The 26,172-nt window shown below is 70.9% G+C and carries 25 protein-coding genes, 1 tRNA gene and 1 riboswitch; of the genes, 11 read left to right on the top strand and 15 right to left on the bottom strand.

Annotation, left to right across the window (positions count from 1 at the left end):
* Positions 1-5: 5 nt before the first annotated feature.
* From VGB75_04890 to VGB75_04875, 4 genes are all read left to right on the top strand, one after another.
* Entirely contained in the window at positions 6-1,970 is a 1,965-nt protein-coding gene (locus tag VGB75_04890; GenBank protein HEY0166360.1) for a penicillin-binding transpeptidase domain-containing protein, read from the top strand.
* A 17-nt stretch (positions 1,971-1,987) separates the two neighbouring features.
* Positions 1,988-2,443, top strand: a complete 456-nt coding sequence (locus tag VGB75_04885) for a nitroreductase family deazaflavin-dependent oxidoreductase (GenBank protein HEY0166359.1) — start codon at positions 1,988-1,990, stop codon at positions 2,441-2,443.
* A 78-nt stretch (positions 2,444-2,521) separates the two neighbouring features.
* Complete coding sequence (locus tag VGB75_04880; protein ID HEY0166358.1) at positions 2,522-3,238, top strand: response regulator transcription factor; 717 nt, start codon at positions 2,522-2,524, stop codon at positions 3,236-3,238.
* Positions 3,238-4,632, top strand: coding sequence for a HAMP domain-containing sensor histidine kinase (locus VGB75_04875; GenBank protein ID HEY0166357.1), 1,395 nt, complete (start codon positions 3,238-3,240; stop codon positions 4,630-4,632). Before VGB75_04880 ends, VGB75_04875 begins: the two co-directional genes overlap by 1 nt.
* Positions 4,633-4,686: 54 nt before the next feature.
* On the opposite strand, the gene VGB75_04870 is transcribed toward VGB75_04875, so the two are convergent.
* Positions 4,687-5,262, bottom strand: coding sequence for a hypothetical protein (locus VGB75_04870; GenBank protein HEY0166356.1), 576 nt, complete (start codon positions 5,260-5,262; stop codon positions 4,687-4,689).
* A 138-nt stretch (positions 5,263-5,400) separates the two neighbouring features.
* Between VGB75_04870 and VGB75_04865 the strand changes: the two genes are divergently transcribed.
* The gene (locus VGB75_04865) at positions 5,401-5,886 is read left to right on the top strand and encodes a GNAT family N-acetyltransferase (protein ID HEY0166355.1); all 486 of its coding nucleotides are present in this window, start codon (positions 5,401-5,403) and stop codon (positions 5,884-5,886) included.
* Here VGB75_04865 and VGB75_04860 read toward each other — a convergent pair.
* Both VGB75_04860 and VGB75_04855 read right to left on the bottom strand, forming a co-directional pair.
* A complete protein-coding gene (locus VGB75_04860; protein HEY0166354.1) occupies positions 5,837-6,718 on the bottom strand; it encodes an SDR family NAD(P)-dependent oxidoreductase in 882 nt (293 codons plus the stop codon). The two genes, VGB75_04865 and VGB75_04860, sit on opposite strands and share 50 nt — an antisense overlap.
* The gene (locus tag VGB75_04855) at positions 6,715-8,244 is read right to left on the bottom strand and encodes an NAD(P)/FAD-dependent oxidoreductase (protein HEY0166353.1); all 1,530 of its coding nucleotides are present in this window, start codon (positions 8,242-8,244) and stop codon (positions 6,715-6,717) included. The genes VGB75_04860 and VGB75_04855 overlap by 4 nt, the downstream gene beginning before the upstream one ends.
* Positions 8,245-8,422: 178 nt before the next feature.
* Between VGB75_04855 and VGB75_04850 the strand changes: the two genes are divergently transcribed.
* Both VGB75_04850 and VGB75_04845 read left to right on the top strand, forming a co-directional pair.
* Complete coding sequence (locus tag VGB75_04850; GenBank protein HEY0166352.1) at positions 8,423-9,511, top strand: branched-chain amino acid aminotransferase; 1,089 nt, start codon at positions 8,423-8,425, stop codon at positions 9,509-9,511.
* Positions 9,512-10,252 (top strand): maleylpyruvate isomerase family mycothiol-dependent enzyme, encoded by a 741-nt coding sequence (locus VGB75_04845; protein ID HEY0166351.1) that lies wholly within the window; start codon positions 9,512-9,514, stop codon positions 10,250-10,252. It begins immediately after the preceding gene.
* A gap of 42 nt (positions 10,253-10,294) precedes the next feature.
* On the opposite strand, the gene dcd is transcribed toward VGB75_04845, so the two are convergent.
* Positions 10,295-10,873, bottom strand: coding sequence for a dCTP deaminase (gene dcd, locus VGB75_04840; GenBank protein HEY0166350.1), 579 nt, complete (start codon positions 10,871-10,873; stop codon positions 10,295-10,297).
* 39 nt (positions 10,874-10,912) lie between these two features.
* Positions 10,913-11,482: a hypothetical protein gene (locus VGB75_04835; protein ID HEY0166349.1), complete on the bottom strand. Its 570-nt coding sequence runs from the start codon at positions 11,480-11,482 to the stop codon at positions 10,913-10,915.
* A gap of 324 nt (positions 11,483-11,806) precedes the next feature.
* Between VGB75_04835 and VGB75_04830 the strand changes: the two genes are divergently transcribed.
* Positions 11,807-12,049, top strand: coding sequence for a helix-turn-helix transcriptional regulator (locus VGB75_04830; GenBank protein ID HEY0166348.1), 243 nt, complete (start codon positions 11,807-11,809; stop codon positions 12,047-12,049).
* Positions 12,050-12,120: 71 nt separating this feature from the next.
* A tRNA-Gly gene (locus VGB75_04825) sits at positions 12,121-12,194 on the top strand.
* Here VGB75_04825 and VGB75_04820 read toward each other — a convergent pair.
* From VGB75_04820 to VGB75_04795, 6 genes are all read right to left on the bottom strand, one after another.
* Positions 12,183-13,013, bottom strand: coding sequence for a (2Fe-2S)-binding protein (locus VGB75_04820; protein HEY0166347.1), 831 nt, complete (start codon positions 13,011-13,013; stop codon positions 12,183-12,185). The two genes, VGB75_04825 and VGB75_04820, sit on opposite strands and share 12 nt — an antisense overlap.
* Positions 13,014-13,036: 23 nt before the next feature.
* Positions 13,037-13,882, bottom strand: a complete 846-nt coding sequence (locus VGB75_04815; GenBank protein ID HEY0166346.1) for a CbtA family protein — start codon at positions 13,880-13,882, stop codon at positions 13,037-13,039.
* A gap of 41 nt (positions 13,883-13,923) precedes the next feature.
* Entirely contained in the window at positions 13,924-14,142 is a 219-nt protein-coding gene (locus VGB75_04810) for a CbtB-domain containing protein (GenBank protein HEY0166345.1), read from the bottom strand.
* 46 nt (positions 14,143-14,188) lie between these two features.
* Positions 14,189-14,286: riboswitch (adenosylcobalamin (AdoCbl) riboswitch) on the bottom strand.
* A gap of 103 nt (positions 14,287-14,389) precedes the next feature.
* Positions 14,390-15,340: a hypothetical protein gene (locus tag VGB75_04805; protein ID HEY0166344.1), complete on the bottom strand. Its 951-nt coding sequence runs from the start codon at positions 15,338-15,340 to the stop codon at positions 14,390-14,392.
* A 710-nt stretch (positions 15,341-16,050) separates the two neighbouring features.
* Positions 16,051-17,265: an ATP-binding protein gene (locus tag VGB75_04800; GenBank protein ID HEY0166343.1), complete on the bottom strand. Its 1,215-nt coding sequence runs from the start codon at positions 17,263-17,265 to the stop codon at positions 16,051-16,053.
* Positions 17,266-17,356: 91 nt separating this feature from the next.
* Positions 17,357-17,836 carry a MarR family transcriptional regulator gene (locus VGB75_04795; protein HEY0166342.1) on the bottom strand — a complete coding sequence of 160 codons (480 nt, stop codon included), beginning with the start codon at positions 17,834-17,836 and terminating at the stop codon, positions 17,357-17,359.
* Positions 17,837-18,178: 342 nt separating this feature from the next.
* Between VGB75_04795 and serA the strand changes: the two genes are divergently transcribed.
* Positions 18,179-19,390, top strand: a complete 1,212-nt coding sequence (gene serA / locus VGB75_04790) for a phosphoglycerate dehydrogenase (protein ID HEY0166341.1) — start codon at positions 18,179-18,181, stop codon at positions 19,388-19,390.
* A 70-nt stretch (positions 19,391-19,460) separates the two neighbouring features.
* Here the strand turns inward: serA and VGB75_04785 are convergent, their stop codons facing one another.
* From VGB75_04785 to VGB75_04770, 4 genes are all read right to left on the bottom strand, one after another.
* Positions 19,461-20,390: an LLM class F420-dependent oxidoreductase gene (locus VGB75_04785; protein HEY0166340.1), complete on the bottom strand. Its 930-nt coding sequence runs from the start codon at positions 20,388-20,390 to the stop codon at positions 19,461-19,463.
* Between the two features lie 69 nt (positions 20,391-20,459).
* Positions 20,460-21,278 (bottom strand): tyrosine-protein phosphatase, encoded by an 819-nt coding sequence (locus VGB75_04780; protein ID HEY0166339.1) that lies wholly within the window; start codon positions 21,276-21,278, stop codon positions 20,460-20,462.
* Between the two features lie 64 nt (positions 21,279-21,342).
* On the bottom strand, positions 21,343-23,274 hold the full coding sequence (locus VGB75_04775; GenBank protein HEY0166338.1) for an acyl-CoA dehydrogenase: 1,932 nt from the start codon (positions 23,272-23,274) through the stop codon (positions 21,343-21,345).
* Positions 23,275-23,543: 269 nt separating this feature from the next.
* Complete coding sequence (locus tag VGB75_04770) at positions 23,544-25,361, bottom strand: thioredoxin-like domain-containing protein (protein ID HEY0166337.1); 1,818 nt, start codon at positions 25,359-25,361, stop codon at positions 23,544-23,546.
* 63 nt (positions 25,362-25,424) lie between these two features.
* Here VGB75_04770 and VGB75_04765 point away from each other — a divergent pair, with 63 nt between their 5' ends.
* The gene (locus VGB75_04765) at positions 25,425-26,138 is read left to right on the top strand and encodes an MOSC N-terminal beta barrel domain-containing protein (protein ID HEY0166336.1); all 714 of its coding nucleotides are present in this window, start codon (positions 25,425-25,427) and stop codon (positions 26,136-26,138) included.
* Positions 26,139-26,172: the final 34 nt, after the last annotated feature.

Below are 26,172 nucleotides of genomic sequence, written 5' to 3'. Positions count from 1 at the left end.
AGGTCATGCTCACGCGCACTCGCAATGGCCCGCGGCGGCTGAGAAGTCGCAGTGCCCGGCTGAGAAGTCGCAGTGCCCGGCTGAGATGGTCAGCGGGCCTGGCCGCGCTCCTCGTCGCCGCCCTGGGGCTGACCGCCTGCAGCCAGTCGAAGAAACCTCCCGCGGAGCAGCAGGCGGCGCAGGCCTACCTGGATGCCCTCGGCGCCGCTGACAGCGCCACCGCCGGCCAGCGCACCACCGACGCCGCCGCCGCGACCGCCGCGATCACCAGGAGCCTGGCCGGCCTGGCGGACGGCGGCAGTGGGCTTCGAGGCAGCCTGCGCGTCACCGGCCTCACCGACCGGCAGCCGGAATCGGCCACCGCCAGCTATGACGCCAGCTGGCAGCTACCCGGCTTGACCACCCCGTGGAGGTACACCGGGACGCTGCCGATGGTGAAGCAGGCGCAGGGTTGGCGGGTGAGCTGGTCTGCCGGCGCCATCCATCCGCGACTTGCCAACGGCTCGCACCTGGCGCTCAAGCGCAGCCAGCCAGCCCGGGCCGCGCTGCAGGACAGCAGCGGCGCCGCGCTGTTCAAGCCGACCGCGGTGGTCACCGTGGGCGTCAATCCGGCCGGCGTCGGCGATCTGGGCGCCCTGGCCAGCCGGCTGGCCGCGGTGCCGGCGTTGCAGACCACCGCCGGCGAGGTGACCAGCGCCGTGACCGCGGCGGGCAAGGACCAGTTCGTGCCGATCATCACCCTGCGCCGGCCTGCCTACGAGCAGGTCAAGGCCCAGATCTTCGACCTGCCCGGCACCCAGTTCCAGTCCGGAACCCGGCTGCTGCCGCCCACCTCGGACTTCGCGCGGCCGCTGCTGGGCAGCGTGGGAACGGCCACCGCAGAGATCGTCGAGGGCTCGCAGGGGCAGGTCCGCGCCGGCGACGAGGTAGGGCTGTCCGGGCTGCAGCGAGCGCTGGACCCGCAACTGCGCGGCGTCCCCGGCGTCGACGTCCACGCCGCCAGCGACGCCCACGCGACGCTGGGCGCCAAGCTCGGCACGGTGACCCCGCCGGTGGCCGGCAAGCCGGTCCGGCTGACGCTGGACTCCCGCCTCCAGTCAGCCGCTGACGCCACCCTGGACACGGTGTCGCGACCGGCGTCGATCGTGGCGCTGCAACCGTCGACCGGCAAGATCCTGGCGGTCGCCAACAGCGCCGACGCACCTGGCGACATCGCGCTGACCGGGCAGTACCCACCCGGTTCGACGTTCAAGATCGCCACCTACGCCGCGGCGTTGCAGGCCGATCCCTCCCTGGCCGCAAGCACCGCCGTGGACTGCCCGCCCACCGTCACGGTCAACGGTCGGACCTTTCAGAACCACGACAAGTCCGAGCACGGCCGGATCCCGCTGAGCGCGGCGTTCGGCTACTCCTGCAACACCACCGCGATCGACTTCGGGATGAAGCTGGCGCCCGGCGCCCTGGCCGAGACGGCCGGCGCTCTCGGGCTGGGAGGCGACTGGAAGCTGCCGGTGCCGGCGTTCTCGGGATCGATGCCGGCCACCGCCGCCGGAACGGAGCAGGCCGCCGAGGCGATCGGCCAGGGCAAGGTGCTGGTCAGCCCGCTGCTGATGGCCTCGATGGCAGGCGCCGCCGCCTCGGGCGTCGGAGTCGGGCCGTCTCTGGTGGCCGGCCAGCAGGCCACTGCCGGACCGGCGCTGGACGCGAGGGTGAGCACCCAGCTCAACGAGCTGATGCGGGCCGTCGTCGCCATGCCGGGCGCCACCGCGCACGCTCTGAACGAGCTGCCCGGCCAGCTCCGGGGCAAGACCGGCACCGCGGAGTTCGGAACCGACAACCCGCCCAAGAGCCACTCCTGGTTCGCCGGCGTTCGAGGCGACCTGGCCGTCGCGGTGTTCATCTACGGCGGCGAGAGCTCGACCACCGGGGCCGTTCCGCTGGCCGGCCAGTTCTTCACCAAGGTGCGGTGACTTTGTACGGTGGACTCATGACCACTGACGACGCGCACGTCTACGACAGTCCCGAGGGTTGGGTCTCCGAGCACATCCAGCGTTACGTGGAGACCGACGGCGAGGAAGGGCACCACTGGCACGGGGTGCCGACCCTGCTGCTCACCACCAAGGGCCGCAAGAGCGGCAAGCTGCGCCGCACCGCCCTGATCTACGGCACGTCCGGCTCGTCCTACGTCGTGGTCGCCTCCAGCGGCGGGGCTGACAACCACCCGGCCTGGTACCTGAACCTGGCCGAGAACCCGGAGGTCGCGCTGCAGGTCGGCGCCGAGGACCTCGTCGCCATCGCCCGGACGGCCGATGAGTCGGAGAAGCCGGAGCTGTGGAAGATGATGTGCCAGATCTGGCCGGCGTATGAGGAGTACCAGACCAAGACCGACCGGCCGATCCCGGTCGTCGTGCTCGATCCGGTCCAGCCGGCAGCCGACGCCTGATCGGCGATCCCGCCGGCTCGTACCTGATCCTGATCTGCGAGTGACCTGGGCGAGGCCCCGGCCTCGTACAGTTCCGCTGTGCCGACCGACGCGCCCGCCCGCGGGCTGATCCTGGTGATCGAGGACGAGCCGGCTATCGCCGAGCTCATCCGGCTGAACCTGGTCGCGGCCGGCTTCGCCGTCCGGCTCGAACGCGACGGCGAGGCCGGGCTGGCCGCCATCAGCCGGCACAGCCCGGCGGCGGTGATCCTGGACGTCGGGTTGCCCGGAATCGACGGCATCGAGGTCTGCCGGCGGCTGCGGGCCGCTCAGGACTGGACGCCGGTGCTGTTCGTGACCGCCCGTGACGACGAGGTGGACCGGATCGTCGGATTGGAACTGGGCGCCGATGACTACGTCACCAAGCCGTTCTCGCCCCGCGAGCTGGTGGCCCGGGTGGCGACGGTGCTGCGCCGGACCCAACGAGTCACCGAGGCTCCGGCGACACTGCAGGTCGGCTCGATCCGGCTGGACCCGGTCGAGCGACGAGTGCACGCCGGTGACCACGAGATCAGCCTGACCGCCACCGAGTTCGACCTTTTGGCCTATCTGATGCGCCGGCCCGGCCGGGTGTTCGGGCGCGACCAGCTGCTCAGCGAGGTGTGGGGCTACTCCGCCATCGCCGGGGCGCGCACCGTTGACGTGCACATCGCCCAAGTCCGCGCCAAGCTGCGCGAGGCGAGTCCGATCCGGACCGTGCGCGGGGTCGGCTACGCCGTCGAGCCGAACCGGGCGCCGGGTCAGGCCGGAGCCTGATGAGGCTGCCGCCCACCACACTTGCCCAGCGCATCTCCGCACTGGCGGTCGGGGTAGCGGTGATCACCGCGCTGCTGGCGGGGGTGCTGGCGATCAACCTGGTGCACCGCTCGACCACGGCCGCTGCCCGCACCACCTTGGGCAACCTCGCCGACGTGGCCCGTGTGGTGGCCGATCAGGGTCCTAACGCCCGGAACAGCCAGGCCCGAGCCCGCGTCAGCCTGCGAAGCCTGGGCATCCAGTCGGCGTCGATCGACAGCGCCGGCGCCGTGACCACCAACAGCCCGCTGCTGCGGGTGGCGCTCAGTGACGCCGACGTCCGCACCGTGCTGGCCAGCGGCTCGCTGTCGGCCGAGCGGCGAATCCAGGGCCAACGGGTGCTGATCGAGGCACGGGGCACCCGGGTGGGTGGGATCGCGCTGGCGCAGCGACGTTCGGAGGCGAACGCGGCTGCTGACCGGACCGTCCGGCAGATCGTCTGGGCGCTTCTGGTCGCGGTGGGCATCGCCGTTCTGCTGGGGTTGCTGGTGGCGGTCCGGATCTCCCGGCCGCTGCGCCGGACCGCCGAGGCCGCTCACGCGCTGGCCCAGGGGCATCGTGACGTGGCAGTGCTGGCTGAGGGTCCTGCCGAGGTGGCCGAGGTGGGGGCGGCGCTGAACTCGTTGGCCACCGCGCTGTCGCACTCCGAGGCTCGTCAACGGGAGTTCCTGCTCTCGGTGTCGCACGAGCTTCGCACGCCGCTCACCGCGATCACCGGCTACGCCGAATCGCTGGCCGAGGGGGTGGTGGCGCCCGAGCAGGCCGCCGAGGTGGGCTCGATCGTGCTCACCGAGTCACTGCGGCTGGACCGGCTGGTGGCCGATCTGCTGGATCTGGCCCGGCTGGACGCCCAGGAGTTCCGCATCGACCTTCTCGACGTCGATGTGCTGGAGCTGTGCCGGGCCGCCGGCCAGGTCTGGTCCGGGCGTTGCGCGGCGGTCGGCGTCGGGTTCGAGCTTCACCTGGACACGACCGACCAGCCAGGTCAGGGCACCGTCAGAACGGATCCGGCGCGGCTGCGGCAGGTGCTCGACGGACTGCTGGAGAACGCGCTGCGCGTCACCCCGGCCGGTGCCCCGATCGTGCTGGCGGCGCGGGTGGAGCAGGCCGCCGACGGCCGACCGGTGGTGGTGGCAGAGGTGCGCGACGGCGGCCCCGGCTTGGCCGAGGCCGACTTCGCGGTCGCCTTTGAGCGCTCGGCGCTTTACCAGCGGTACCGGGGAGTGCGCCGGGTCGGCACCGGGCTCGGCCTGGCCATCGTCGCCGGCCTGGTCGACCGGCTAGGCGCCAGCATCGAAGCGGGCCGCGCCCCGGAGGGCGGAGCCCGCTTCACGGTGCGGCTGCCGGTGGGCTGAGCTACTCCAGAGACGCACTTCTGCCCTGGCTGGTCTGACTCGGACCGGCAGGCCCTACTTCGTTGCGGCCACGACGTGCGTGGCGGTCAGGCTGCTGGTTCCGACGCCGGTGACGGCGACCTTGTCGCCGACCCGCACGTCGCTGATCGTCCCGGCAGCGCCGCCATTGCCCTGGCCCTGGCCCTGACCCTTGCCCTGGCCCTGGCTCTGGCCCTGGAGGTTCTTCCGAAGGCGCACCTTGGTGTCGCTGGTGATCGCGTAGGTCTGGGTGAAGCCGTCCAGGGCCTTCACGGTGACCGCGGTGGCCGAGACCGCGGTGACCTCGCCCCGAATCGCGTGATGGGTGACGAAGGCGTTCTCGTTGTCGCGATCGCGGGTCACCCACTCGGCGTGCAGTGACCGGCCGAGCGCCCGGAGCGCGGGCTTGCGCGCCTTCGCGCGAGCTGCCACGCCCGGCGCGGCGGCGCCCGGCCCGGCGCTGGACGAGTTCGGAGCGCTGGACGAGGTCGAAGCGCTGGACGAGGTCGAAGCGCTGGGCGAACCGGCGCTGCCCGAGGTGGCCAGCGCGGCAGTGCCGGCTCCGAGCACCAGGGCCGCAGCCGAGGTCGCGAACACGATCTTCTTCAGCATGTGATCTCCCTGTCGAAAGCTGCCATGAGTGGACCCTGTCAACGGTGGCGCGTCAAGGTTCGCCCGGAAGCAGAGAAGTGTCAGGGTTGTGTTCGGGCTCGGCTCGAACGGCAGCGGCCGCTGACTACGCTGAGCTGCGTGAGCCTTGAGCTGCGCCTGGCCGCGCCGTCTGACCTTGACGCCGCCACCCTCTACCGGATCCTTCAGCTGCGGGTCGACGTCTTCGTGGTGGAGCAGCAGTGCCCGTATCCCGAGTTGGACGGCCGGGACCTGGAGCCAGGCGCCCGCTGGCTATGGGCGGCCGAGGGGGCAGCGGTCGTGGCCACCCTGCGAATCCTGCGCGAGGACCGGGCCACCGCCCGGATCGGCCGGGTCGCCACTGCCCGGCAGGCCAGGGCGAGCGGAGTCGCCAGCCTGTTGCTGCGCCGGGCGCTGGAGGTTCTGGACTCCGACGCCGCGTCGGCTGACCTGCCGGCCGGGATCGAGGTAGTGCTGGACGCGCAGTCGCCGCTGGCAGGCTGGTATCAGCGGTTCGGCTTCGAGCCGGCCGGCCCGCAGTACCTCGAGGACGGCATCAGCCATCTGCCGATGCGCCGCCCTGGGCAGTGCTCGTCCCAGGCGTGAGCGGGGCAGGTTCGCTGTACGGGGCGACGCGGGCGACCGCCCTGGCCACCAGCCGCTGGTAGCGGGCGCCCAGCACCCTGACCAGCGCGTCGAGCACCCTGGCGTCCGCGCCGACCATGATCCGCGGCTTGCCTGCCAGCATTCCGGCCAGGATCACCTCGGCCGCCTTGCCTGCGCTGGTGCGGGCCAGCCTGCGGTCGAAGAAGTCGGCCAGCGCCGCCTGGTCCCGGCCCGGCGCGACCCTGCCGTTGCGGGCGATCGACGTCCTGACCCCGCCGGGGTGCGCGCACGAGACCCGAACCGGGTGCCCGGCGACCAGCATCTCCTGGCGCACCGACTCGGTGAAGCCGCGAACCGCGAACTTCGCGGCGTTGTAGGCGCTCTGACCCGGCACGCTGAGCAGTCCGAACAGGCTCGACACGTTCACCAGGTAGCCGTCCCCGCCGGCGATCAGGTAGGGCAGGAACTCCCTGGTGCCGTTCACCACGCCCCAGAAGTCGACGTCCATGACCCACTCGAAGTCCGAATAGGCCACCTCGAGCACCCCACCGGTCAAAGCGACGCCGGCGTTGTTGACGACCACGTTGACCTGTCCGAATTCCGCGGCCACCGACGCCGCGTACGCCGACATCGCCGCCCGGTCCCGGACGTCGAGCCGGTCCGCCCGCGCTGTGGCGCCACCGAGCAGCCGGACCGTCTCAGACAGGCCGGCTTGGTCGATGTCCGACAGCGCCAGTCGGGCGCCGCGGCCGGCCGCCGCCAGCGCCAGCGCCCGGCCGATGCCGGACCCCGCGCCGGTGATCACCACCACCTTGCCCGCCAGTCGGGTCATGGGATGCTCGCCGGCTCCGGCCGGTCGGCGAGTGCGGTGCTGCGGTAGGCCCCCAGATCGAAGGACGAGGTGAGCCGGCGGAACTTGTAGGTGGTCCGGGGCCACAGCGCGACGTTGCGGCCGTGGGCGTCGAGGTACCAGCTGCGGCACCCGCCGGTGCTCCAGACCGTCCGACGCATCCGCCGCTGCAGGTCGGCGTTCCAGGCCTGCTCGGCGGCAGCGAGCGGCTCCACGGTGGCCAGGCCGTGCCGGCGCATCTGCCGCCAGGCGTCCACCAGGTAGGCCACCTGCGACTCGATCATGTACACCATGGACGAGTGACCCAAGCCGGTGTTGGGCCCGACCACGAAGAAGAGATTGGGAAAGCCGTGCACGGTGGCGCCCTTGTAGCCCTGGACGCCGCGTTCGGACCAGGCCTGGCCCAGCGTCTGGCCGTCCCTGCCCTTGATCAGGTCGGCGATCGGCTGCTCGGTGGCCTGGAATCCGGTGGCCACGATCAGCACGTCGACCTCGCGCGCCGTCGAGTCCGCGGTCACGATGGTGTCGCGGGTGAGGTGTGAGATCGGCTCGGTGATCAGCTCGACGTTGTCGCGGGCCAGCGCCGGGTACCAGTCGTTGGAGATCAGCACCCGCTTGCACCCCAAGGCGAAGTGCGGGCGCACCTTCTCGCGCAGCACCGGGTCGGCGATCGCGCGGTTGATGTTGGCGGTGGCGGACCTGCTCACCAGCGAGGCGAGCTTCGGCGCGGCGATGAACATCGGCACGGTGGCTTCCCTGCCGAGGTAGACCAGGTTTCGCAGCAGTCGCTGAAGACCGGGAACGCGGCGCATCGCCGACCTCTCCAGCCGCCGGTACTCGCGGTCGTGGCGAGGCAGCACCCACGGCGCGGTCCGCTGGTACACCTGCAGCTGGGCCACCTGGCCGGCGATGGCCGGCACGATCTGGATCGCCGAGGCCCCGGTGCCGATCACCGCCACCCGCTTGCCGGCCAGCGACTGGCCGTGGTCCCACCGGGCCGAGTGGAACACCGCTGCGCCGAAGTCCTCAAGGCCGGGCACCTCGGGCAGCTTCGGCTCCGACAGCGCCCCGGCGGCTGACACCAGCAGGTTGGCCGCGACCGGGCCGGCGGAGGTCTCGACCCGCCACAGCGCGCATTCGGAGTCCCAGGAGGCGGCGAGAACCTCCACCCCGAACCGGAAGCGGTCCGTGACGCCGGAGTCGCGGGCGACTTCACGCAGGTAGTCCTGGATCTCCGGCTGCGTCGAGAACGACCGCGTCCAGTCCGGGTTCAACGCGAAGGAGAAGGAGTACAGCTGGGACGGCACGTCGCAGGCCGCGCCCGGATAGGTGTTGTCGCGCCAGGTGCCACCCACCTCAGGCCCCCGGTCGACGCACAAGAAGTCCTGCTCTCCGCTGGCTGCCAACTTGATGGCGCTGGCCAGTCCGGCAAAGCCCGCTCCGATGATCAGGACCGCCACCTGTCGGGGCAGCGCCGCTGGCTCCGCCACGGTCTCTGGGCCGATCATGACCGCCAGCCTAGGACCTCGGCCACACCCGCGCGCAGCGCAGCAGTCGCCGCGGGCGCTCACCGCCACGTTGCCAAGCGCTGTCGGCGGGCTGCCTGGCTGACCGGCCCGCTGCCCACGGGGCCGAGAGCATCCGTTGGCGTGACGCCATGCTGCTGGGTTATTAGGATGACGAACCATGGCCTTCACCGTGCATCGCAACCCGAACCCGCTCTCCGACGCCGACCGGGCTGCTGCGTTGGCTGACCCCGGTTTCGGCCGGTTCCGCACCGATCACATGGTCAAGATCGACTGGACGGCGGAGGCCGGCTGGGGTCCTGGCGAGGTGCTGCCCTACGGCCCGCTGTCCCTTGACCCGGCCACCAGCGCCTTGCACTACGGGCAGCTGATCTTCGAGGGGCTCAAGGCCTACCGCCAGCCGGACGGCTCGATCGCGACCTTCCGCCCTGAGGCCAACGCCGCCAGGTTCGCCCGCTCGGCCGCCCGGCTGGCGATGCCGGAACTGCCGGCCGAGCTGTTTCTGGAGTCCGTTCAGGCATTGGTGGACATCGACCAGGCCTGGGTCGGCGACGGCCCGGAGGCGTCGCTGTACCTGCGCCCGTTCATGATCGCCACCGAGGCCGCGCTGGGTGTCCGGGCCGCCAACACCTACTCCTACCTGCTGATCGCCTCGCCCGTCGGGCCCTACTTCGCGCGCGGCGTGCAGCCGGTGACTGTCTGGTTGTCGACCGAGTACAGCCGGGCCGCCCCGGGCGGCACCGGCGACGCCAAGTGCGCCGGCAACTACGCCGCATCGCTGGTGGCCCAGGCCCAGGCCGCCCAGCAGGGCTGTGACCAGGTCGTCTGGCTCGACGCCGTGGAGCACCGCTACGTCGAAGAGATGGGCGGCATGAACCTGTACTTCGTCTACGGCAGCGGCGCCGACGCCCGGCTGGTGACACCGAAGCTGACCGGCACGCTGCTGCCGGGCATCACTCGGGAGTCGCTGCTCACGGTGGCCCGGGACCTGGGTTACGGCACGGACGAGGCCGTCATCTCGGTCGAGGACTGGCAGGCCGGCAACGTCAGCGGCGAGCTGACCGAGGTCTTCGCCTGCGGCACCGCCGCGGTGATCACACCGGTCGGTCACGTCAAGAGCGCCGAGTCGGAGTGGACGGTCGGCGACGGCGGGGCGGGACCGGTGAGCATGCGGTTGCGCAAGACGCTGCTAGACCTGCAGACCGGAAAGGCTCCTGACCCGCACGGCTGGATGCACCGGCTCAGCTGAGTGTTGGGCTTCGAGCACTACCTCGATGAGCTGGAGCGGCAGGGCCGGCTGCTGCGGGACTCGGCCCGCCAGTCGGCGTTGAGCGCCGGTGTGCCGTCCTGCCCCGGCTGGAGCGTTGCCCAGCTGCTGGCGCACGTCATCAGGGTGTACGGCTGGGCGAACTCGGTCCTGTGCGGTGGCCGGCCTGAGGCCTTCGAGTTCAGCGCGCCGGCCGAGGAGGAGCTGTTCGAGGTCTATGACGCCGGCTTGCGCGAGGTGGTGAGCCGGCTGCGGGCGACGTCGGCCTCCGCGGCGGTCTGGACCATGGCGCCGGCGCCGTCGGGCAAGCTGTTCTGGGCCCGCCGGATGGCGCACGAGACGGCCATCCACCGGGTCGACGCCCAGCTGGCGGCCGGTTTCGGCGTCGAGGGCTTCGAGCCGGAGTTCGCGGCCGACGGCATCGACGAGCTGCTCACCGGCCAGGCCACCCGCTTCGACCGAAGCGGCCTGTCCCAAGACCGGACGATCTCACTGACCCCGCTGGATTCCAACGCGTCCTGGACGCTGAGCGTCGGCCCGGACCTGCTGAGCTGCCGGCCGGCTGCCGTGGACGGCGCCGACCTGACCGTGTTCGGCCTGGCCAGCGACCTCTACCAGTGGATCTGGAACCGGGCCGGCGATGACGACGTGGCCCTGCGCGGGGACCTGACGCTGGCTGACCGGTGGCAGCAGGACTTCACGGTCCGGTCCGGACGAGGCTAGCCGCCCCGGTCTCAGCCCCGCTCCCGAGACGAGCTCAGCTGATCAGGACGTGGGCCACCGGGTGAAGTTGCGATAGGACCGGCTCGGCGTCGGCCCTCGCTGGCCCTGGTAGCGCGAGCCGTAGCGCTCACTGCCGTAGGGATGCTCGGCCGGCGAGGACAACCGGAACACGCACAGCTGGCCGATCTTCATGCCGGGCCACAAGGTGATCGGCAGGTTGGCGACGTTCGACAGCTCCAGCGTGATGTGACCGGAGAACCCCGGGTCGATGAAGCCCGCGGTGGCATGGGTGATCAGGCCGAGCCTGCCGAGTGAGGACTTGCCCTCCAGGCGGCTGGCCAGGTCGTCGGGCAGGGTCACGACCTCGAGCGTGGAGCCGAGCACGAACTCGCCGGGATGCAGCACGAACGGCTCGTCGCCGGCCGGCTCCACCAGGGAGGTCAACTCATCCTGCTGCAGGGCGGGGTCGATGTGGGTGTACTGGGAGTTGTTGAAGACCCGGAAGTAGCGATCCAGCCGGACGTCGATCGAGGACGGCTGGACAAGCTCGGGATCCCATGGCTGCAACCGCAAGCGGTCTGCCTGGACCTCAGCCCGGATGTCTCGATCGCTCAACAGCATGGCGCGGACAGTACCGAACCGGTGAACGGGCTCGCGACGTCAGGCGTCAGCCGGGCGCCTGGCGACCTCGCTGGCCTCCACAGCCGGGTTGGCCGCCAGCGACGCCGCCACCCGGTCGGCCAGATCCTTACGGCCCGAGGCACGCAGCCGGCGGATGTAGCTGCCCACCTCTGCTCGCTCCTGCTCGGTCAACGCCGGGGCGCTGGGGCGCACGGCCAGCGGTGGCTGCGCATCCGCCGGCCCGGGGTCCACCGACTCGTGGTCCGCCGGCTCGTCGGTGTCATCGACCGGTCCCACCGTCGCCTTGATGAACGTCTCCAGCGCTCGCCGCTGCGCGTAGTTGAGCCGGTTGGCCTCGACCGGCGGCACCCACGGCTCCTCGGCGCCGGTCGACAGGTTCGCCGCGGCTCGCAGCTCTACCACCGACACCCCGGGAAGCACTGCGGCAAACGCCTCCAGCACTGACTCCGCCGGACTTCTCGGATGGCTTCCAGCCAGGTACCGGTAGACCGTCGCCCGGTCGAGCGTGCCGCTGAGAGCCTCTACCAACTGCGGCTTCTGCCACCCGGCTGGTAGGTGCTCGTTGAGGTACTCAGACAGCGTGCTCAATAGCGGCGGGTTCCTTCGACGGTGATCGACACAGCAAGCGACAGCGTAGAGGGACCGCTTTCCAAAGAACAGCTCTTGCTTGTGCCGAGATGTCCTGATTAGTATCACGTCGCGGGTCGCTGGCGACTATAGACAGTATAGACGCCGGTAGACGAACTGCCTAGTCAGGCTGTCACTGGACGGCCAGGACTTTCCAGCATGGAACACATCCAACTCTGCGGTCGCCATCTCCGATGTCACCGCCGAGCCAGCTGCACGAGGGGGAAGACAACATGACGAATAGGTGGGTCTTAGCGTTGCGGCGCGTGGTCGAGGTGAGAACCCATGCAGCTTCGTAGTCGTCAGACGCTGATTGATTTCCTGGATGCCGCGGGCCTTTCCGAGCGGCAATTGGCCCGTGCCGCCGGCCTCGGCCATGCCACGGTGAACCACCTGTTCACCGGCCGGCGCACCACCTGCTCACTCGGGACAGCCCGAGCCATCGAGCGGGTCTTCGACTGCGGCCCGGGTGTGCTGTTCGCTCCCGACACCGACGCGGACTGGATGCAGTTCAGCCGCACGGGCTGACCAGGCCTGGACCGGCTGGAGTGGAGAACTCCGTTCGCTACCATGATGAGGCGGTTGCGCCGGTGGCGCACGCGGGTGTAGCTCAATGGCAGAGTTTCTGCTTCCCAAGCAGACGGCGCGGGTTCGATTCCCGTCACCCGCTCCAATCGGTCGAGGCGCCCGGTCCCCGGTCGGCAGGCGTCGCTTTCCGGTCGGCCCGCGTCGCTCCCCGGTCGGCCCGCGTCGGTCCTCGGGTCAACACGCAGTCGCCGCACACCGGCGCCGCAGCTGCCACCAGCCGGTACACCAGGCAGCAGCTGCGGCGGCGAAACCCAGCCGCTGCGCTGCCCTGATGCCTGCCGTGCAGCGGTGGCCGAGCCAGCAGGCCGCTGACGATCTGCTCGGCAGGTCCGCTCAAGCCCGGCGCGGCGACGCCGATCAGGGCTCGCGCTCCGTTGACCACCGAGGCCACGTTGCCCCAGAGCACCTGCGGCGACACCCCGAACTGCGCGCTGGTCTGGACCAGCGCGCGCACCGGGCCATTCAGCACCGAGTCGGCCAGCGCGCCGGCAAGCGCCGCTGGGTCCGCCGCGGCGCTGCTCGTAGGCAGAAGGGCGCCGTCGGAGATCGAGAGGGCGACAGCGCCGCCAGGACCCGGTCGCCATCGCATCCGAGCCGGGTCGATCCTCGGCGGCCGGCCGGTGAGCGCGGCTGCCCCCAGCGCCGGGCAGACCAGCCGAGCGGCCAGCCCCAGCTGGGTCATCGAGGCCGCGACTCGTAGCTCCACGTCACCCGGTGGCTGCCCGCTGGCCTCAGCGAGCGCGGCGCGCGTTGCCGCGACCCGGGTCCCCAGCACGCCGGGCTGCCGCAGCAGCTCTTCCAGCGGGCGCCAGCCGTCGCTGGGCGCAGAACCCGCCGGGTGCCAGCCGAGGGCGAAGAACGGCCCGAGCCCGGCCAGCTCGGTCAGGAGGGCGCCGTCGGTCACCGCCGGCCGCCGGGGTTGGCCGGTCAGCGAGGCCTGCGGCCGAGCACGTCTGAACCCCCCGCGCCGGCGTGGTCGGCCCCGACCATGACCGGGCTGAGCAGCCGGTCGGCCATCGGCGCGAACAGCAGGCCGATCGCCGCCCACAGCACCACCTGTCCGGCGACGGAGTAGAGCCGGAAGTAGAACAGCACGTCAGCGGGAAAGCCGGGGTAGCGGATCGCGCCCGTGGCGTCGGTGAGCGGCAGGGGCGTCTCGTACGCCGAGCCGGGCTGGCCGAAGGACGGCAGCACCGCCATCACGACGCCGATCACGACGACGAACGCCGCGCCGGCCAGCAGGCTGGCGTTCCAGTTGCCCAAGCGCGTCCTCAGCCGCTGGCCGAGCCAGACGGCAAGGGCCAGCGACACCACCGAGCACAACACCATCAGCAGGTACATGCTGGTGCGTTCCCTGATGGTCTCGGCCTGGCCGACCGCGGGCGGGTTGGCGGGGTAGCGCAGGAACGGCGCCAGGTAGAGCCCGACGAAGCCGGCCGCGGCGACCAGCAGCGCCAACGGGCGCGGTCCCAGCCGGCCGACCCGGCCGAGGCAGATGGCGTAGACGAGCGCGAACAGCACGCCCATGCCGATGCCGAAGGCGATCATGCCGACACCCATGCCGACGTTGGCCTGGATGGCGCGGCCGAAGAGCTCTGAGTGGCTGTGCTCCTCAGCGGCCTTGTCGAGCAGTTCCTGGGCAGCGTGACGGCCGGCCTCGTAATCGATGGCCTTCTGGATGTGCGGCTCGGCGAAGACGCGGCCGAACAGAAAGGCCAGCAACCCCGCTATCGCGCCGCAGAGGGCACCGCGGCCGATGAGGTCCTTTTCCATGTCGAGTTGTCTGCAGCTCAGAGGCTCTGCGGCGCAGAGGCTCAGTGGCAGGGGAACCCGAACAGGTGACGAGCGTCATGCACGAACTCGTGGATGTTGCTGTTCTGGCCGAACACCGAGACCGCGCCCTGGTCGACGCCGATCAGGAAGTACATCGCCAGTGCCAGGAACAGGGCGCCGACCATCCATAGCGCGGCCACGCTGACCGGTACGACGACCGGGGTGGCGGTGGCGGTGGGCGAGGTGGAAGTGCTGCTCATGTAGTGCCTCCTTCAGGGATTCTGCGTCCCTTGTCAGTTGGGGCGTCGTGATGGCGAAGCAACCTGACTCGCCGGCCACATGGGTGGCCGACTCACAGTGGCGCGACCGTGCCGGGATCTCACCGGCTTCCGCACGCCATCACGCATCGCGGACGCTAACGTCCGGGTCGGTCCCGCGTCAACCGGGACACGGCTGCGCCCGAACGGCCAAGCCCTCACTTTCGCGCGCCGCCTCTGCGCCTGAGGGCTATCCGTAGTGCCGCGGGGGCTGCTGGACGCCGGCTGCGGCCTGCTGCAGATCAACCGCCAGCTGCTCCTTGCGCATCCGCAGATCCACGTACAGCAGCGAGTCGATGCTGGCCTGAAACGGCGCGGTGAGGGTCACCGCCAGGGCAGTGCCGATCGCCGAGATCAGCAGGTAGGTCCAGGACAGCGAGCCGGCGCCGGCTCCCAGCAGGCCGGCCGGTCGATCTCCGGTGATCGCGGCGGCGGTGGCGCCGGCCACCGCGCTGAGCACCCCGCCCAGCGCCAGGGTGATGCCGAAGCCCAACGCCCGGATCCCCCAGACTCGCCAGAACGTGCCGCGGACCAGGTTCTGCGATCGTCGCAGCGCCTGCCCGATGCCACGGTTCTCGATGATCAGCGCCGGCACCGCGACCGCCCAGATGCCCCACAGCCAGATCCCGGGCGCCAGGCACAGCACCAACCCGACAGCCGCCAGCACGCCGACCAGCAGCGACAGCGTGACCAACCGCCAGATGCGGGAACGCACCTTCGACCACACCAGCTCAAGGCTGGCCTTGCGTCCGACGACGTCCTCGGTCACCACCACGACGATCATGCCGGTGAGCACGGCGGCGAAGACGCTGCTCAGCAGCGACAACCCCAGCGTGCTGGCCAGCACCTTGCCGAGCTGGCCCCAGTACACCTGAGGGTTGGCCGGGTCACTCTGATCGATCGCCCGGCCGCCTTGCAGGTTGGCATAGCGCTGGACGAACAGCCCGATCAGCGCCTGAGCGACCGCGGCGACCGCCGACAGCCCGAGCACGGTGCGGGCGTTACGCCGGATCGCCTCGACAGCGCCGCCGAGGACCTCGCCGACGTCCAGGGGACGTAGCGGGATGCAGCCGGGCTTGGGCGCCATCGCGCGGTAGTACGGACTGACGGGCGGAATCCCACCGTAAGGCGGCTGAACCACGAAGTCTCACCTCGTTCGGCGGTAGCGGCCTACCGCGGGGCAAAGCTGGTAGCCGCCATCCTGACAGAGCCCCGGTGAGAGATGGACCGGCGCGGGTCTCACCGGGGTCCGGGTCAGCGCTGCAGCGCGCTCTGCAGGACGAGCAGGCCGAAGCCCATCACCAGCACCACGAACACCAGGACCGAGACCATCACGATCACGTCCAGAAAGCGATCGCTGACCGCGGCGGCGACGCCGGCCCGGTCGGCCCGGGCATGGCGGCGCTGCTGGCGAGCCGAGGCGCCTACCGGGTCGGGCTGCGCAGCTCGCGACCCATGCGCGGCTTGCGACCCATGCGCAGCTGGCGACCCATGCGCAGCTGGCGACCCATGCGCAGCTCGGGATCCATGCGCAGCTCGGGACCCATGCGCAGCCGGCGACCCATGCGGGCTGACCGCCGCACCCGCACCGGGCACGCGACGGGCTCGCCAGTGGCCGGCGCTGAGTGTCACCTTCTCAGATTCGGGCCGGCGACCGCCGGGCAGAAGCCCTGGGTTCGAACTGCAACCGAGGCGTGACCAGCCGGCTACAACTCCACCTTGGGGCTGACCCGGGCTAGCTGCGGCTAACATCGACTAGCACCTGCTGAATACATACCTAGCCAACCCTATAGACGCTTAGAGAGGGCAAGCTATCGCTCACTCACGCCTCATGCCCCGTGCCGGGTCAGCTCAGTCGAGGTGTTGGGCGCGCAGATAACGGCCGAAGTGCGGCACCGTGAAGGCGATCTGCCCCCGGGCGCCTGAGTAGATCAAGCCCTTCTTCAGCAGCGCGTCCCGAGCCGGGGACAGTGACTGCGGTTTGCGGCCGAGGTACTCCGCCACCGCCGCGGTCGGCACCGACTCGGGCTCGACGTGCGAGGCGGCGGCGCCCTGATCGGCCGACGCGGTCGCGGCCATGCCGTGCAGGTACTCCCGCTCGGCCGGGGTGGCCCGCTCGAAACGGGAACCGAAGAAGCCGACGGCGAGCTCGGCCTCGGCCTCCGGCGCGGCGACCCTGACGTCGGCGGCGGTGATCGGCGAGCCCGGCGCGACGTCCCACACCGCCTTTCCGTAGGCCTGGATGAAGTAGGGGTAGCCGGCGGTGATCTCATACATGGCGGCCAGGCCCTCTCCGGTGAAGTCCGCCCCCTCGTCCCGGGCCGGTGATTGCAGCGCCCGGTCGGCCGCGGCGCGGTCCAGCCGGTCGATGCGGGCATAGCGGAACAGCCGCTCGCTGTAGGACTTGCTGGCCGACAGCACCGCCGGCAGGTGCGGCAGGCCGGCGCCCACCACCACCAGCGGCAGCCCGTTCTGGCTCAGCTCGTGGCAGGCCGCGCACAGCGCCGAGACGTCCTCGGCGGCCAGGTCCTGCATCTCGTCGATGAAGACGGCGATGCCCCGGCCGGCGTCGGCGGCCAGTCCCGCCACATCGCTAAACAACTCGACGAGGTCGATCTCGATGTCACCGGAGTCCGCCCGGCCGGGCACCGCCGCGGCCTCGATGCCGGGCTGCCACCGCTCGCGCAGCTTCGCGCCGGGCGAGTCCTTCTGCGCGAAGGACCGCAGCACCCCCAGGACGTGCTCGGTGGCGCCCGGGTGCCCACCGCCCAGCTCGCGGACCGCCACGTGCAGCGCGGCGGCCAGCGGCCGGCGCAACGACTGCTCCGGCCGCGCCTCGAGCTTTCCAGTGCCCCAGCCGGCCCGTACGGCGGCTGAGCGCAGGGCATTGAGCAGGACGGTCTTGCCCACGCCGCGCAATCCGGTCAGCACGATAGAGCGCTCGGCCCGGCCGTGGGAAACCCGTTCCAGCACCACGTCGAAAGCGAGCAGCTCAGCGTCGCGGCCCGCCAGTTCGGGCGGTCGCTGGCCTGCTCCGGGAGCGTAGGGGTTGCGCACCGGATCCATGGCTTGGACCGTATCCGGTTCTCTAGGCCAGCTGCGAGATTGACCGATACTCCATGATCGTGTCGTGACGGCGAGCTGCCGCGGCCCCGCCTCAGCCCGGTCGGGGCGGCAGGTCGCTCTCACCGGTGCTGGTCAGCAGCACCTCGCCGATCTCGCCCATCACTTTGAGCTGCTCGGGGGTGAGCCGGTCGATGAGGTACCTGCGGACCGCCTCGACGTGACCGGGGGCGGCGGCCTCGACGATGGCGAAGCCCTCGTCGGTGAGCTGCGCCAGCTGGCCTCGCCGGTCGGTCGGGCAGTTGAGCCTGCGTACCCAGCCGCGCTCCTCCAGCCGGGCGACCGCATGGGAGAGCCGGCTGCGCGAGGATCGGGCCGCGTCGGCGAGCTCGCTCATCCGCAACGTCCGGCCCTCGGCCTCCGAGAGCGGCACCAGGATCTCGAAGTAGGTGTGCGGCAGGTTGCTGTCGGCCTGCAGCTGCCGGTCCAGGACGTCGATCAGGGCGCGGAAACCGTCCACGAATGACCGCCAGGCGACCTGCTCGTCGGCGTTGAGCCAGCGTGTCTGCGTCATGTCCCCACCCGGAGCTCCGCTCGGCGCCGCCAGCGGATTCGCGCCGGCGCCGGGCTAGATCCCACCATATCCACCCGAGGCGCTCGGCGGCCTTCCTCAGCGCCGCCAAACTTCAGCCTCTTCGGCCCTCGGGCGCGAGGCTGGGCCCAGCCCGCGGCCGGCGACTAGACTCACGCCTCGGCGGGCAACGCCGCCCGCCGCGACTGCTCACCCCATCCCTCTGCCCACAGTTGCGCAGCCCCGAAGCCGGCTGACCCCACGTTCCTCAGGTCCGGTGAAAGACCGGTCAGCCATGCAGCCTGGCGCGCGCCGCAGCTCCGGCGTTTTCCAAGAAGGTGACACGTGCACGCCAACCCCATCCGCGTACTGCTGCTCGAGCAGATCCATCCCCAGGCAGTCCAGCGGCTGCAGTCGGCCGGCTACGAGGTCACCAGCCTGGACCGGGCGCTGGACGAGGCAGAGCTGATCGACGCGATCGGCGACGTGCACCTGCTCGGCCTGCGGTCCAAGACCCAGGTCACCGACAAGGTGCTCAGCGCGGCGCCGAACCTGCTGGCCGTCGGCGCCTTCTGCATCGGGACCAACCAGATCGACCTGCTGTCAGCCACCGAGCACGGCGTGACGGTGTTCAACGCCCCGTTCTCCAACACCCGCAGCGTGGTCGAGCTGGCGATCGCCGAGCTGATCGCCCTGACCCGGCGGCTGACCGAGAAGAACGAGCTGATGCACTCCGGCGTCTGGGACAAGTCCGCCGACGGCGCGCACGAGGTCCGCGGCCGCACCCTGGGCATCGTCGGCTACGGCAACATCGGCACCCAGCTGTCGGTGTTGGCCGAGAACCTCGGCATGCGGGTGCTGTTCTACGACACCGCCGACCGGCTCGCGCTGGGCAACGCCCACCGCTGCGGCAGCCTCAAGCAGTTGCTGCAGGACTCCGACGTCGTGACCCTGCACGTCGACGGCCGGCCGGAGAACAAGCAGATCTTCGGCGCGGCGGAGTTCGCCGCCATGCGCGAGGGCAGCCTCTTCCTCAACCTGTCGCGGGGCTTCGTCGTCGACTACGCGGCGCTGCGCCACGCCATCGAGAGCGGCCATGTCGCCGGCGCGGCGGTGGACGTCTTTCCGATCGAGCCCAAGGGCCGCGGCGATGAGTTCGTCTCCGAGCTGCGCGGGCTGCCGAACGTGATCCTGACCCCGCACATCGGCGGGTCCACCGAAGAGGCCCAGAAGGACATCGGCCAGTTCGTCGCGGCCAAGTTCCTCGACTTCGTCAGCGAGGGCTCCACCGCGCTGTCGGTGAACCTGCCCGGCCTGGGGCTGCCCCGCCGCAAGGACACCCTGCGGCTGGTGCACCTGCACCGCAACGTGCCGGGTGTGCTGGCTCGGGTCAACGGCATCCTGGCCGAGCACGAGGTCAACATCGAGGCTCAGCTGCTGGGCACCCGCGGCGACGTCGGCTACCTGGTCACCGACAGCGTCAGCGGCACCACTCAGGCCATCGTGAACCAGATCCGCGCGATGCCCGAGACGATCCGGCTCCGCGTCCTGATCTGAAGCCGAGGCGCTGGTAGGCCTGTGGCTGCAGGGTGCTCACCGCTGCGGGGCGCTCACCGCTGCGGGGCGCTCACAGCTGCGGGGCGACCTCGGCGGCGATCAGCTCCAACTGGTCGGAGTCGGTCAGGTCCATCAGCTGCAGGTACGCCCGGCTGGCCCCGACGCCGGCGAACTCGCCGAGCTTGTCGACCACCTCGGCCGGGCTGCCGGCCAGCCCGTTGGCGCGCAGCTCGTCCAGGTCGCGTCCCAGCGCCTCAGCCCGGCGCCGCAGCTCGGCGTCGGTGCGGCCCACGCAGACGATCTGGGCCACTGAGTACGTCATCGAGTCCGCGGGCCGGCCTGCTTCGGCGACCGCCGTCCGGACCCGGTCGAAGACCTGGCCGCTCTCATTCACAGGCGCGAAGGCGCTGTTGTACTCATCGGCGTGGGCAGCGGCCAGCGCCGCCGAGCGCCTCTTCCCCGCGCCACCGAGGATGATCGGCACCCTGGGCTGCTGCACCGGCTTGGGCAGGGCCGGTGAGTCCTGCAACCGGTAGTGCTCGCCGGCGAAGTCGAACCGCTGACCGGTCGGCGTCTGCCAGAGGCCGTCGATGATGGCCAGCTGCTCGGCGAAGAGGTCATAGCGGGTGCTCACGTCGGGAAAGGCGATGCCGTAGGCGGTGTGCTCGGCGGAGAACCAGCCTGCCCCGAAACCCAGCTCCACCCGGCCGCCGCTCATCTGATCGACCTGGGCGACGGTGATGGCCAGCGGTCCCGGCAGCCGAAAGGTGGCCGGGCTGACCAGGGTGCCCAGCCGGATCCGGCTGGTCTCGCGAGCCAGGCCGGCCAGCGTCGTCCAGGCGTCGGACGGACCGGGCAGCCCGGTCGCGTCTCCCATGCTCAGGTAGTGGTCTGAGCGGAAGAAGCCGTCGAACCCGAGTGACTCAGCCGCCTGGGCCACCCGCAGCAAGTCCTCGTAGTCCGCGCCTTGCTGGGGTTCGGTGAACACACGCAGTCGCATGCCTTCGAGGCTAGCGCTGCCCCGGGCCCCGGATGATCAGCAGGTTCTGCCGGGGCCGTGACGGTCCGATCAGCGGTCGCCGTCGAGCAGCTTGCCGCGCAGCCGCTCGGTGTCGTCCTCGGTCCAACCGTGCCGAGCCAGCCAGGCCAGCACCCCGCCGAGGTCGGTGTCGATCGCCTGGAGCACCGCCATCATCACCGAGGCCGAGGCCGGCGGGATGCGGTCAGGCTGCCCGACCTCGAAGCCGTAGAGGTCGCTGCGGGCCAAGTGGTCCACGATCGCCGCGATCTGGGACTGGGTGTGGGCGTAGTCGGCGGCGATCACCTCGCGGGGGACTCCGGCCACGGTGAGGGCCAGCGCCACCACGACACCGGTGCGGTCCTTGCCCGCGGCGCAGTGCACCAGTGTGGCGCCGGCGGGTTCGGCGATCGCACGCAGCGCCGCCACGATCGAGTCCGGCCGCTGCTCCAGATACCGCAGGTAGGCAGCGACCACCGGGCCGTGCTCGGCGGCGAACCGCTCGCCCTGCCAGGGCAGCGTGGGATTGGGCGTCTGAGCCAGGGGGCCCGTCGGCAGCTCAGCGACGTCGACGGTGTCAACGGTGTCGGGATACAACGACAGGTGGTGCACCACCACGTCCGGCAGGGCGTGCAGCGCCCCCGGCCCGTCCCGGCCGACCTCGACATCGGTGCGCAGGTCCACCACCCGGCGCACCCCGAGGTCGCCGACGAGATGCCTGACATCGGCGTCGGTGAGGTGCCCCAGGCTGGCCGAGCGGATCAGCACCCCGGGCCGGACAGCACTGCCGTCGGCGGTGGGCAGCCCACCGACGTCACGGGCGTTGACCGCCCCCTGCAGTGGGATCCAGTTCGCCGCGCCGACCGTCATCCGCTCACCCTAATAAACCGCGCGCCGCTGCCGGCAGCCTCGCCGACGCAGGCCGCGACGCCGGCTAGAAGGCGTCCTCCGAGACGTCCATGATCGCGTTGTCGGTGGCCTCGACCACCTTGCGCCGGGCCGTCAGCTCGGGCAGCACGGTGGTGGCGAAGAACCGGGCGACCGCCAGCTTGCCCTCGTAGAAGGACTTGTCCGAGGCGCTCACCCCGTTGCCGTCCAGCTTGCCCAGGGCGACGTGGGCATGGCGCAGCAGCAGCCAGCCGATCGCCAGGTCGCCGCACGACATCAGCAGCCGGGTGGTGTTGAGCCCGACCTTGTAGAGGTTGCGGATGTCGTCCTGCGCCGAGGTCAGCTGAGCGATCATCGCCGCGACCATGGAGCCCACCTCGGTCAGCGCCTGGCCGACGGCCTCACGCTCGACCTTGAGCCGGCCCTCGCCGGCGATCGAGTCCAGCAGACCCTGGATCTCGGTCGACAGCGCGCCCAGGCCGACCCCCTTGTCCCGCACGATCTTGCGGAAGAAGAAGTCCTGGCCCTGGATCGCGGTGGTGCCCTCATACAGCGAGTCGATCTTGTTGTCCCGGATGTACTGCTCCAGCGGGTAGTCCTGCAGGAAACCCGACCCTCCGAACACCTGCAGCGCCTGGCCCAGCTGCTCGTAGGAGCGCTCGGAGCCGACTCCCTTGACGATGGGCAGCAGCAGGTCGTTGAGCCGCTCGTCGGTGCTGGTCGCCTGCCTCGACGAGCGCTGCGGCTGCCCGCCGGTGCCGTCGGCCAGCCCGCCGGCGGGCACGCTGTCCGCTGAGCTGTCCGGCGAGGCGCCGGCGCTGAGCGCTTGCTGGTACTCCGCGACCTGGATTCGGTCCTGGACGCTGGCGGTGTAGAGCGCGAGCGCTCGCAGCCCCTCGGCGTAGGCCTTCTGCAGCATCAACTGCCGGCGGACGTCGGGGTGGTGGATGATCGTCACCCGCGGCGCGGTCTTGTCGTTGGCCCGTGTCAGGTCAGCGGACTGGACCCGGGTCTTGGCATAGTCCAGGGCCGCCAGGTAACCGGCGGACAGCTCGGAGTAGGCCTTGGTGCCGACCATCATCCGTGCGTGCTCGATGATCTTGAACATCTGGGCGATGCCGTCGTGCACCTCGCCGAGCAGCCAACCCTTGGCCGGCGTCCGCTCGCCGAAGGTGACCTCGCAGGTGGTGGAGGCCTTCAGGCCCATCTTGTGCTCGACGTTGGTGACCACCGCCCCGTTGCGGGCGCCGAGCTCACCGGTGTCCCAGTCGAAGTCGTACTTGGGCACGATGAACAACGACAGGCCCTTGGTGCCGGGGCCGGCGCCCTCCGGGCGAGCCAGCACGTAATGGATGATGTTGTCGGCCATGTCATGCTCGGCCGAGGTGATGAAGCGCTTGACGCCCTCGATGTGCCAGGTGCCGTCGTCCTGCTTGATGGCCTTGGAACGGCCGGCGCCGACGTCGGAACCGGCGTCCGGCTCGGTCAGCACCATGGTCGCGCCCCAGCGCTTGTCGATCATCAGCTGGCCGATCTTGCGCTGCTCGGGGGTGCCCACCTGGTCGACGATGTTGGCGAAGGCCGGGCCGCAGTTGAACATCCAGATCGCCGGGTTGGCGCCCAGCGCCATCTCGGCGATCGACCAGACCAGCGACCGGGGCGCCAGGGTGCCGCCCAACGAGGGCAGGGTCTCCAGCCGCCACCATTCGGCGTCCTGCCAGACGGCGTAGGACTTCTTGAACGACTCGGGCATCGTCACCGTGTTGGTCGCCGGGTCGAACACCGGCGGGTTGCGGTCGGAGTCGACGTAGGACTCGGCCAGCGGGCCCTCGGCGAGCGTGCGGACCTCGGAGAGGATTCCGCGGGCGGTGTCGGCGTCAATCTCGGTGAACGGTCCTACGCCCAGCCGCTCGCCGGTGCCGAGCACCTCGAACAGGTTGAACTCGATGTCACGGAGGTTGCTCTTGTAGTGGCCCATTGCGGTGCTTCTCCTTGTTACTGGTCAGTAGCGTAAGAGTATTACTGGCGAGTAGGCGCCGCAAGTGATTCGTGCCCTAATGGGTGCCGGTCATCTGATCTGTCAGTTTCGCCGCCGTGTCTCCCCGCTGCCTTCTCAGGCGTTGCCTGGCTGTCAGCCGCTTGCCGGCGTCGCAGAGAAACCGCGGTGAAGGCGATCACAGGCGCCAGAGCACCACCGTGAGACGGCTGCTGGCCCGGCGAGGCTCGCCGGCGGCTAACCCGGCCTCGCTAGCCCAGGAGCGGCAAGTGCAGCTGCGCGCTGCCGTCCTGGCTCAACCGGATGGGAACCCCCCAGTCCTGCCGGGCCAGGTGGCAGGCCGGGTGCTCGACGGCAGGGTCAGAGTCACACGAGGCGGCCTGCGCGGTGATGTGCAGGACGCCCTCGCGACCGGGCGGGCCGGTCAGCACCAGCGTCCGCGCCAGCTCGATCGTCGAACCGGCGCCGTCGGACAGCAGCTCCGGCGGTGAGGCGCTGACCGTCAGCTGCGTCGAGGGGCCGTACCGATCGTCGAGCTTGCGGCCCGGCGGCGGCGTGAACTCCACCGTCAACTCGAGCTTGCCGGCGGCCAGCTCCGTGACCGGGCGGCGGGTCTGCAGCGCGGCGCCGAGCACCTGGCTCAGCTGGCCGGCGGTGACCGGCCGTACCAGCTGGTGGGCGCCGGACTCGACCACCACCAGCTCGCCGTCCACCATCACGAGCCCGGAGGGCTCGGCCAGCTCTCCTGCCAGCGTGCTGAGCAGGTCGGTGGCCGGGTCGTAGCGGCGGATCGCGCCGTTGTAGGTGTCGGCGATCGCGATCGAGCCGTCGTCGAGGACGGCCAGCCCCAACGGGTGCTGCAATCGGGCCTGGCCCGCCGGGCCGTCGCGGTGGCCGAAGTCGAACAGCCCCTCGCCGACGACGGTGTGCAGCCGGCCGTCGGTGTCCAGGTAGCGCAGCGCGGAGTTCTCCGAGTCGGCGAACCAGAGCTTGTCCCCCTGCACGGCCAGCCCGGACGGCTGAGCCAGCCAGCCGTCGGCCGCCGGACCGTCCTTCAGGCCTTCGACGGTGGTTCCGGCCAGGATGCTCAGAACCCCGGTGCGCGGCTGCCAGCCGAGTAGCAGGTGCACCCCCGCGGCGGCGATCGCCACCTGACCGATCGCAGGCCACCAGGCCACGTCCCAGGGCGACAGCACCGCCGGCACCGGGCCGGTCACGGTGGTGGTCCCGGCGAGGCCTGCGGCCAGGTCCACGGTGTGGGTGATGCTGCCGTCGGCTGACCGGACGCCGCGCAGCTGATGGTTGGCGGTGTCGGCCACCACGATGTCGAACCCCACCTCGGCGGCCACGTCGGCGGGCAGTTGGGTGAGCCCGTTCGGCTCGGCCAACCGCTGGCCGCCCTTGCCCCGTTCGCCTGAGCCGATGCGGCGCCGCACGGTGGCGCCGTCCAGCTCGGTCTCGACCAGTTGATGGTGCCCGCTGTCAGCGATCAGCAACCTGCCGTCCGGCGTTGCGCCGCCCAGCCGGATCGCTTTGGCCGGAAACCGCAGCGCGCCGGGGCTGGGCTCGGCAGGGCGGTAGGGGTTGTCGCCGCGGCGCAGCGCGCCGGCCGCGTCGTAACGCGCGATCAGCTCCTCGACGATCAGGGCGAGCCCGCTGGCCTGGCCCTCGCCGGCGGCCTGGGCCACGACGTAGCCGTCCGGATCGATCAGCACCAGCGTCGGCCAGGCTCGGACCGCGTACTGCTGCCACAGGTGCAGCTCGGGATCGTTGAACACCGGGTGCGCCACCCCGTAGCGCTCGGTCGCCGCAGCCACCGCGTGGTCGGACTTCTCGTGCTCGAATTTGGGCGAGTGCACGCCGATGATGACCAGCTCGTCGCCGAAATCCCGTTCCAGGGTGTGCAACTCCTCGATCACATGCAGGCAGTTGGCGCAGCAGAACGTCCAGAAGTCCAGCAGCACGATCTTGCCGCGCAGCTGTTTCAGGCTCAACGGCGCGCCCACGTTGAACCAGCTGCCCGAGGGAAACTCCGGAGCCCGCACCCGCGCTTGTCTGGCCGTCGTCACCGGTACAGTCTGCCGCGCCCGCCGCTGGAACCACAGTCGAGCCCGAGATGGCACCATATGCGGATGCGACCAACGACCGGCCAGGTCGGCGCCGTCTCGCTACTGGCCCGATATCCGGTGAAGTCGATGCGCGGTGAGCGGCTGACGACTGCGGAAATCGACGGCCGGGGCATCGTCGGTGACCGGCAGTGGGCGGTCTACACGCCCGACGGCGGCCTCGGCAGCGGCAAGACCAGCCGGCGGTTTCGCCGGGTCGACGGCCTGCTCGGCTACCAAGCCACCCTGGACGGGCCGGTCCCACTGATCGAGTCGCCGACCGGGCAGCGGTTCTCAGCCGATGACCCGCAGGCCGCCGAGTTGCTCAGCGACGCGCTGCGCCGGCCACTGCGGCTGGGCCGCGAGACAGACGTGCCGCACTTCGACGACTCGGGGCTGCACCTGATCACCACCGCCGCCCTGCGCGCACTCTCACAGTTGCTCGGTGAGCCCGTCGACGTGGACCGGTTTCGCCCCAACGTGGTGCTGGACGTGCCGGGCGCCGGTTTCGTCGAGGACGACTGGGACGGTCGCGAACTGCGCCTCGGTGAGGATGTCGTCCTCCGGCTTGACGCCGGCATGGTGCGCTGCGTGATGGTGGATATGGCCCAGGGCGCGCTCGGCCCGGACGGCCGGATCCTGAAGCTGCTGGGCGACCAGCACCAGCTGATGCTCGGGATGACGGTCGACGTGCTGCGAGGCGGGACCGTGCGCGCGGGCGACCCCGCCGTGCTGGTCTGAGCCGGCTGGTCTGAGCCGGCTGGTCTGAGCCGCT

Origin of the sequence: Jatrophihabitans sp. (assembly GCA_036399055.1) — a bacterium.
Taxonomy (GTDB): Bacteria; Actinomycetota; Actinomycetes; order Mycobacteriales; family Jatrophihabitantaceae; genus Jatrophihabitans_A.
Note: the sequence above shows the minus strand (reverse complement) of the source record. Positions and strands in the feature narration are given on the sequence as shown.

Bases quoted from the DNA above. Each gene is read 5' to 3' on its own strand.
- VGB75_04775 (HEY0166338.1), bottom strand. From the start codon at position 23,274: ATGGGCCACTACAAGAGCAACCTCCGTGACATCGAGTTCAACCTGTTC.
- VGB75_04885 (HEY0166359.1), top strand. From the start codon at position 1,988: ATGACCACTGACGACGCGCACGTCTACGACAGTCCCGAGGGTTGGGTC.
- VGB75_04765 (HEY0166336.1), top strand. From the start codon at position 25,425: ATGCGACCAACGACCGGCCAGGTCGGCGCCGTCTCGCTACTGGCCCGA.
- VGB75_04850 (HEY0166352.1), top strand. From the start codon at position 8,423: ATGGCCTTCACCGTGCATCGCAACCCGAACCCGCTCTCCGACGCCGAC.
- VGB75_04800 (HEY0166343.1), bottom strand. From the start codon at position 17,265: ATGGATCCGGTGCGCAACCCCTACGCTCCCGGAGCAGGCCAGCGACCG.
- VGB75_04780 (HEY0166339.1), bottom strand. From the start codon at position 21,278: ATGACGGTCGGCGCGGCGAACTGGATCCCACTGCAGGGGGCGGTCAAC.
- VGB75_04830 (HEY0166348.1), top strand. From the start codon at position 11,807: ATGCAGCTTCGTAGTCGTCAGACGCTGATTGATTTCCTGGATGCCGCG.
- VGB75_04810 (HEY0166345.1), bottom strand. From the start codon at position 14,142: ATGAGCAGCACTTCCACCTCGCCCACCGCCACCGCCACCCCGGTCGTC.
- VGB75_04855 (HEY0166353.1), bottom strand. From the start codon at position 8,244: ATGATCGGCCCAGAGACCGTGGCGGAGCCAGCGGCGCTGCCCCGACAG.
- VGB75_04890 (HEY0166360.1), top strand. From the start codon at position 6: ATGCTCACGCGCACTCGCAATGGCCCGCGGCGGCTGAGAAGTCGCAGT.
- VGB75_04785 (HEY0166340.1), bottom strand. From the start codon at position 20,390: ATGCGACTGCGTGTGTTCACCGAACCCCAGCAAGGCGCGGACTACGAG.
- VGB75_04795 (HEY0166342.1), bottom strand. From the start codon at position 17,836: ATGACGCAGACACGCTGGCTCAACGCCGACGAGCAGGTCGCCTGGCGG.
- VGB75_04860 (HEY0166354.1), bottom strand. From the start codon at position 6,718: ATGACCCGACTGGCGGGCAAGGTGGTGGTGATCACCGGCGCGGGGTCC.
- VGB75_04815 (HEY0166346.1), bottom strand. From the start codon at position 13,882: ATGGAAAAGGACCTCATCGGCCGCGGTGCCCTCTGCGGCGCGATAGCG.
- VGB75_04870 (HEY0166356.1), bottom strand. From the start codon at position 5,262: ATGCTGAAGAAGATCGTGTTCGCGACCTCGGCTGCGGCCCTGGTGCTC.
- dcd (HEY0166350.1), bottom strand. From the start codon at position 10,873: ATGCTGTTGAGCGATCGAGACATCCGGGCTGAGGTCCAGGCAGACCGC.
- VGB75_04875 (HEY0166357.1), top strand. From the start codon at position 3,238: ATGAGGCTGCCGCCCACCACACTTGCCCAGCGCATCTCCGCACTGGCG.